5 protein-coding genes are annotated in these 4,040 nt (G+C 60.6%); 2 read left to right on the forward strand and 3 right to left on the reverse strand.

The annotated features are described in order from the left end of the window. Positions 1 to 58 precede the first annotated feature (58 nt). A complete protein-coding gene (locus QMX98_RS32850; RefSeq protein WP_010461708.1) occupies positions 59 to 352 on the reverse strand; it encodes a BolA family protein in 294 nt (97 codons plus the stop codon). Positions 353 to 364: 12 nt separating this feature from the next. Then, positions 365 to 889: a DUF2059 domain-containing protein gene (locus tag QMX98_RS32855; RefSeq protein WP_010461709.1), complete on the reverse strand. Its 525-nt coding sequence runs from the start codon at positions 887 to 889 to the stop codon at positions 365 to 367. 191 nt (positions 890 to 1,080) lie between these two features. Here QMX98_RS32855 and QMX98_RS32860 point away from each other — a divergent pair, with 191 nt between their 5' ends. Next, a complete protein-coding gene (locus tag QMX98_RS32860; protein WP_102595638.1) occupies positions 1,081 to 2,475 on the forward strand; it encodes a class II fumarate hydratase in 1,395 nt (464 codons plus the stop codon). A 121-nt stretch (positions 2,476 to 2,596) separates the two neighbouring features. On the opposite strand, the gene QMX98_RS32865 is transcribed toward QMX98_RS32860, so the two are convergent. Continuing rightward, positions 2,597 to 3,556, reverse strand: coding sequence for a DMT family transporter (locus tag QMX98_RS32865; RefSeq protein WP_010461711.1), 960 nt, complete (start codon positions 3,554 to 3,556; stop codon positions 2,597 to 2,599). 210 nt (positions 3,557 to 3,766) lie between these two features. Here QMX98_RS32865 and QMX98_RS32870 point away from each other — a divergent pair, with 210 nt between their 5' ends. Beyond that, positions 3,767 to 3,961, forward strand: coding sequence for a DUF6316 family protein (locus tag QMX98_RS32870; protein ID WP_077747968.1), 195 nt, complete (start codon positions 3,767 to 3,769; stop codon positions 3,959 to 3,961). The last annotated feature ends 79 nt before the right edge of the window (positions 3,962 to 4,040 follow it).

Consider the following 4,040-nt stretch of genomic DNA (forward strand, 5'->3'; position numbering starts at 1 on the left):
GAGCAAGGCTTGCCCGCGAAGGCGATCTTGAGGACGCCTTCGCGGGCAAGCCTCGCTCCTAGCTGCCGCCAGCACAGGTTGGCGAGGCCGGGGCCGCGTCGATCTGTGCCCATTCTTCAGGCGTGTAGGTATGCAGCGCCAACGCATGGAACTCGCCCATCAGCTCGCCGAGCGTACCGTAGACTTTCTGGTGACGCTTGACGCGGTTGAGCCCTTCAAACTGCTGGCTGACCACCACCGCCTTGAAGTGGGTCTGCAACCCACGGCTGTGCATGTGGCTTTCATCCAGCACTTGCAGATGCTCGGGCTGTAACAAGCCCAGCGTCGATTCGATGCGTTGTTGCATGGTCATACCGGGCTCCGCTTAAGGCTTTTTCTTGGCTGGAGCGGCGGCGCCTTTAGGCTCCAGCTCGGCAGTCATGTCAGCCAACAGCTTGTTGACCACAGGCACCGCGCTTTCCAGCTTGGCTTGAGTCATCTGGGCCGACTGCTGAGTCAGCTGCGGCATTTTTTCCAGGACTTTCTTGCCCAATGGCGACTTGTAGAACGCGACCAGGTCTTTCAGCTCGGATTCGCTGAAGTTGGTGGTGTAGAGCTTGACCATGTCTGGCTTCAGCTTGTTCCAGCCAATGGCTGCGTCCAGAGCGGCGTTGGCCTTGGCTTGATAGGTTTCCAGCAGGGCTTTTTTCGATTCAGGGGCTTTGGTCTGTTCAAAGCGCTGAGCGAACATTTGCTGCACTTGCATGTACACCGGAGTGCCCAATTTGTCAGCGTGCGCCAGGGTCAGGAAAGCTTCGGCACTGGCGTTGTGGCTGGCGGTATCGGCAAAAACAGGGCCGCTGGCGCAAACCAGTGCAACCGCGGTACAGATGGCACGAAGACGAGTCATCGAGTTTCCTTTTCTAGCAGGCGAGGTAAAACCCCAAGGGCGACCATTCTGCGCCTAAAAAAGTGTGTCACTCAACCCCAAGCCTTGTCAGGCCTGAATTAGAGGGGGCGAACGGTCAAAAAACAGACTGATGGAACCACGGCCGGCGATCACGGCCTAAACTGCGCTATCGACCTACAGGAGTGTGCAAGATGAGCCGTATCGAAACCGACAGCCTTGGCCAGGTGGAAGTCCCGGATGAGGCCTACTGGGGTGCTCAAACGCAACGCTCGCTGATCAACTTCGCCATTGGCAACGAACGCATGCCCCTGGCCGTGCTGCACGCACTGGCCCTGATCAAGAAAGCCGCGGCGCGGGTCAATGACCGCAACGGCGACCTGCCCGCCGACATCGCCCGCCTGATCGAACAGGCCGCAGACGAAGTGCTCGACGGCAGCCACGACGACCAGTTCCCGCTGGTGGTCTGGCAGACCGGCAGCGGCACCCAGAGCAACATGAACGTTAACGAAGTGATCGCCGGCCGCGCCAACGAACTGGCCGGCAACCCGCGTGGTGGCAAGACCCCGGTTCACCCCAATGATCACGTCAACCGCTCGCAAAGCTCCAACGACTGTTTCCCGACCGCCATGCACATTGCCGCCGCCCAGGCAGTGCAGCAGCATTTGCTACCGGCAATCAGTGAACTCTCCGGCGGCCTGGCCGAGTTGGCGGCGCGGCACATGAAACTGGTCAAGACCGGCCGCACCCACATGATGGACGCCACGCCGATCACCTTCGGCCAGGAACTCTCGGCGTTCATCGCGCAACTGGATTACGCCGAACGGGCAATCCGCAGCGCACTGCCGGCGGTCTGTGAACTGGCGCAAGGCGGCACCGCGGTTGGCACCGGGCTGAACTCACCCCACGGTTTTGGTGAAGCGATCGCTGCGGAGTTGGCGGCCCTTTCCGGCCTGCCGTTCGTCACCGCGCCGAACAAGTTCGCCGCGCTGGCCGGCCATGAGCCGCTGACCACCCTGTCGGGCGCGCTGAAAACCCTCGCCGTGACCCTGATGAAAATCGCCAACGACCTGCGTCTACTAGGTTCCGGGCCGCGTGCAGGTTTTGCCGAAGTGAAACTGCCGGCCAACGAACCGGGTAGCTCGATCATGCCGGGCAAGGTCAATCCGACCCAGTGTGAAGCGCTGTCGATGCTGGCGTGCCAAGTCCTGGGCAACGACGTCGCCATTGGTTTTGCGGCGAGTCAGGGGCACTTGCAACTGAACGTGTTCAAACCGGTGATCATCCACAACCTGCTGCAATCGATCCGCCTGCTGGGCGATGGCTGCAGCAACTTCCAGCAGCATTGCATCGCCGGCCTGGAACCGGACGCGGCGAAAATGGCTGAACACCTGGAGCGTGGGCTGATGCTGGTGACCGCGCTGAACCCGCATATCGGCTACGACAAATCGGCGGAGATTGCCAAGAAGGCTTACAGCGAGGGGCTGACTTTGCGAGAGGCGGCATTGCAACTGGGGTATCTGACGGATGAAGAGTTTGATGCGTGGGTAAGGCCGGAGAATATGTTGGAAGCAGGCGCCAAGGGCTGAGTGTGTAGCGCCTGACAATCAGCCATTGCGAGCAGGCTCGCTCCCACAGGGGGCCGCATTCTTCTGATAGAACTCGGTTAAATGTGGGGGCGAGCGTGCTCGCGAAGAACGATAACGCGGTTCAACCTGCGGCTATCCGTACTCGCCGCGCCCTGAGCCCGGCAATCAACGAAGGCCCCAACGCCACCAACGCCGACCCCACCACCACCAACACCGCCCCGCCATACCCCAGGCCATTGATCGTCTCGGCATGCACATATTCCGGCCATGCCCACGCGGCCACGGCCACTGCGCCAAACGTCACCAACGGTGTTATCGCCAGCGTCGCACTCACCCGCGAAGCTTCCCAATGGGCCAGCGCTTCGGCAAAGGCGCCATAAGCGATCAAGGTGTTCATGCAGCACGCCAGCAATAACCAGCCTTGCAACGGGTTCAACTGCAGCGCCTCCAGCGGATGCACCCAAGGCGTCAGCAACAGCGCGCAGAACAGGTAGATCACCATCATCACCTGCAACGAATTCCACACCGTCAGCAATTGCTTCTGCCCCAGTGCGTAAAACGTCCAGACCGTCGAAGCCAGCAGCACCAGCAACACGCCGGCGGTGTAATCGGTCAGCGAGGTCAACAGCTCGGCCAGACGTTGATTAAAGAACAGCGCGAAACCGATCAGCAGCACAAGCAGACCAATCCCCTGCCCCACACTGAACCGTTCCTTGAACACAAACAGGCTGGCGATCAGCAACATGATCGGGCCCATCTGCACCACCAGTTGCGCGGTGCCGGGGCTGAGCAGGTTCAGGCCCATCAGGTACAACACGTAGTTGCCGACCAGGCCAAGCACCGCCATCAACACCAGCCAGCCACCGCGCGGGCCGAGGACTTTGCGACTGGGCAGGCGCCTGGTCGCCGCCAGATAAATGAACAGGCAGCCACCGGACACCGTCAGGCGAAACCAGGTCACCGTCACCGGGTCCATCACCAGCAGGACTTGCTTGAGTTTGATCGGCAGGATTCCCCACAGGACTGCGGTCAGCAAGGCCAGGAACAGACCGTAAACCCAGCGACCGGATGAAATGTGCATGCGAACCCCAAAGCCAGATGGCAAGAAACACCATTCTAGGCGCAGACCTCGGCGCGACACAGGGACAGTTGGCGACGGGCCGCGAATGAAACTGTGCAGGTCGCACCATTAATCTGGCGAAGTGCCGCCGATCAGTTGGTCAGGCGCCGCAAGTGGTTCATGCATAAGCTCATTGGATCCGCTAACCGGAACATCCCTCAGGAGACCGCCATGTACGGCAAGCGCGCCCAGGACAACGCCCCCGCCACGCACTTTCGTTGCGACCGGGTGTGTCGTGTGAATGGAGAACTATTTTTCAGCACTCGGGAAAACACGCTGGAGGGACCGTTTGATAATCCGCAGGCGGCTGCACGGGAGATTCAGGCTTACATCGCGCGGATGCAGCTTGTGAGTCTAGATCGATAGACCGAGGTGCTGCCATCGCGAGCAGGCTCGCTCCCACAGGTGTCTGATGCGCGCCATAGATCCAATGTGGGAGCGAGCC

Source organism: Pseudomonas sp. PS02303 (assembly GCF_029959925.1).
GTDB classification, from domain to species: domain Bacteria; phylum Pseudomonadota; class Gammaproteobacteria; order Pseudomonadales; family Pseudomonadaceae; genus Aquipseudomonas; species Aquipseudomonas mandelii.